1 protein-coding gene is annotated in these 1,547 nt (G+C 24.4%); it reads right to left on the reverse strand.

Annotated features, from left to right (window positions below; all coding sequences use genetic code 11):
- Positions 1–237 precede the first annotated feature (237 nt).
- Positions 238–1,547, reverse strand: a 1,310-nt coding sequence (locus tag RI76_RS02655) for an rRNA adenine N-6-methyltransferase family protein (protein WP_017192612.1), incomplete at its 5' end; no start/stop codon positions are given.

The raw sequence follows: 1,547 nt of genomic DNA on the forward strand, positions 1-1,547 counted from the left end.
ATATTTTACACTAATATAGAATCATTAATTATTTTTAATGTAAAAAATAAATATTTTTTTAAAAAAAAGTGAAACTCTTTTTTTTAGAAAAAAAACCATAAATTTACTGATATAAAGAGAATTATTTTCTTAAAATATCTTTTTATTTATTGCATATATCCTCATAAATGATAAAAAAAGAACCTTAAAAAGGTTCTTTGAAGTAAAAAATACGTTGCATTGATATAAAATTAAATTTTATTTTTTAACGTAAGTATAAACACTTAAAGGCATTACCATTTCCGAAATAAACATGAAATTATGACTTTTTTTCAGTTCTGGCATTTCTCTAGTTTCAGTTTCAAACATTTTAAAACGATAATTCATATATTTAATATTATTTTGGACCACTATTTTTTCAATACTGGTTTTTAAACTTTGAAAATCTTGAGGATTGAAAATACCGACCGGTAAAGTGGAAACAATTCCTTTAATTTGTTGATGCGTTATTTTTTCTTTTTTGAGTAAAGTTTCGAAATGAGCGGCATTGCCTTGAATAACTTTCAAATCAGGAAAACGAGTTTTTAATTCTTTACATAAAAAGTCATCTAATTCCACAGCTATTATATTTTCTGCCCCAAATTTTTCTATTAAATATTGAGTAACATTACCACAACCGGAACCTAATTCTAAAATTTTATTATTATTTTTTTTGAGTTCTTCCGGGGTTAAATCTGAAACTGTTTGAAAATATTCAGACATTTCTTGCGCTTCAGGGAAAATACCAGCTCCCATGGTGGTAGGGTGTAAAACCACTTCTTTAGCGTGCAACCATTCTTTGGATTGAAGGGATATAAAAGAAACAAAAAATAAAAGGGAGAAGAAAAATACACTTTTCCACCAAAGAAATTTTTTCTTTTTTTGTAAAAAGATAATCCCGGTAGTTAAAAAGAAAAAAGCGAGAAAAATTTTGCAATAAGAAATAAAGAGATGTTTTTGGTTATCATAATTAATCAATTGTTTAGCAAAAAAACGAGTACTGAAAATTTTTTCTTCAGGCCAATTCATCAATAAATTAACTAAATAACTATCAATGAAATAAAGTAAAGGATGAATTAACGTTAAACCTAACATACTGTAATCAACTTTAAAAGAACCGTTAATAAAATAAAAAATAACAAAACAAATAGGAATAATGATATATTCTAAAAAATAAATAATTAAATTAAAAAATGGTACACCTGAAGAAGGGTAAATATTCCAATCCCTAATAAAAGAACGCAAAAAGATAGTGTTAATAATAACGCTCACCAAAGAACATAAAGCAAAAATATCAGTAATACGTTTATTTTTTTGAAAAATCATTAAAAAAACAGTAATTAAGATTAAAAAGAGACACTGTTTCGAAAAAGAAAAAAAATAATACCATCTGAATTTAACAAAATTATCTTTTTCTAAAAAAAGATTAAAACTATGAAATCCGCCTAACAAAAGAGTTAGCGAAACCAAAGCCAAAAGTAAAACATTAAACTTAATTATTTTATGATAAGTTTTTTTAAAATAATTAA

The organism is Milkweed yellows phytoplasma str. MW1 (assembly GCF_000309485.1).
Taxonomy (GTDB): domain Bacteria; phylum Bacillota_I; class Bacilli_A; order Acholeplasmatales; family Acholeplasmataceae; genus Phytoplasma.